Genomic DNA, 1404 nt, shown 5'->3' on the forward strand with positions numbered 1-1404 from the left:
GCGTGGCAGCTCGTCGACGCCGCCGGCTGCCGCGGGCTGACGCGGGGCGGCGCCCAGGTCAGCGAGATGCACTGCAACTTCCTGATCAACCGCGACGGCGCCACGGCGGCCGACATCGAGGGGCTCGGCGAAGAGGTGCGGCGGCGGGTGCACGAGACCAGCGGGGTCGCGCTGCACTGGGAGATCAAGCGGATCGGCGTCTCCGCCGACGGCTCGACGCCGACCTTCACCTGAAATCCGTTCGTCCTCCTTCGATACGCGCCACGGAGCCGCCCATGTCCAAGCACGTCGCCGTCCTGATGGGGGGCACCTCGTCCGAGCGCGAGGTCTCGCTGAACTCCGGCACCGCCTGCGCCGACGCGCTGGAGGGCGAGGGCTACCGCGTCACCCGCGTCGACGTCGGGGCCGACGTCGCCGCCGTGCTGTCGGAGCTTCGGCCGGACGCGGCCTTCAACGCGCTGCACGGGCCGGCGGGCGAGGACGGCACGATCCAGGGGCTGCTCGAGATCCTGCGCATTCCCTACACGCATTCCGGCGTGCTGGCTTCGGCGCTCGCCATGCACAAGGAGCGGGCGAAGGTCGTGATGCGGGCGGCCGGCGTCAGCGTTCCAGAGGGCCGGGTCGTTAACCGGCATGATGCCGCGAAGTCACACCCGATCGCGCCGCCCTACGTCGTCAAACCGGTCTCCGAAGGCTCGTCGATGGGCGTCATCATCGTGCGCGACGGGTGCTCGCATCCGCCCCAGATCCTGGCCTCCGAGGAGTGGGTCTTCGGGGAGGAAGTCCTTGTGGAGACTTACGTTGCGGGCCGCGAGCTCACCTGCGCGGTGATGGGCGACCGGGCGCTCGGCGTCATCGAGATCAAGGCCGCGTCGGGGGGGTGGTACGACTACGACGCCAAGTACGCGCCGGGGGGCTCGATCCACGTCCTGCCGGCCGAACTTAAACCAAATGTTTACCAGCGTGTCCAAGAGTTGTCGTTAACGGCGCATCAAGCACTGGGCTGCCGGGGCGTCAGCCGTGCCGACCTTCGCTACGACGACACACCGGGTGGCACCGGTGCCCTCGTCGTCCTGGAGGTCAACACGCAACCCGGCATGACCCAGACCAGCCTTGTGCCGGACATGGCCGCCCATGCTGGGTATCGTTTCGGTGAGTTCGTACGATGGATGGTGGAGGACGCGTCTCTGGGCCGCTGAGCCCCGCTGGGTTTCCCGGCGCGACCGGTCCTGCCGCGCGCTTCGCTGGGCAGGGCGTGGCCGGGCAGGGCTTGGCTGGGCAAGGCTTGGCCGGGCAGGGCCTGGCCGGTAGCGTCCTCTCCCGGCTTCCGCGCTTCCTGCGCCGGTCCGATTCCCTGCGCCGCGGTCGGCCAGGCCCGTCGATGGCCGAGCGCCTGCCGCGCGG

1 protein-coding gene and 1 pseudogene are annotated in these 1404 nt (G+C 70.3%); both read left to right on the plus strand.

The window, feature by feature from the left end; all coding sequences use genetic code 11:
• A pseudogene (locus tag FV222_RS26125) lies at positions 1-234 on the plus strand (UDP-N-acetylenolpyruvoylglucosamine reductase); the annotation flags it as partial.
• Between the two features lie 41 nt (positions 235-275).
• On the plus strand, positions 276-1199 hold the full coding sequence (locus FV222_RS26130) for a D-alanine--D-alanine ligase (protein ID WP_147764281.1): 924 nt from the start codon (positions 276-278) through the stop codon (positions 1197-1199).
• Positions 1200-1404 lie beyond the last annotated feature (205 nt).

Source organism: Methylobacterium sp. WL103 (assembly GCF_008039885.1).
Lineage (GTDB): Bacteria > Pseudomonadota > Alphaproteobacteria > Rhizobiales > Beijerinckiaceae > Methylobacterium > Methylobacterium cerastii.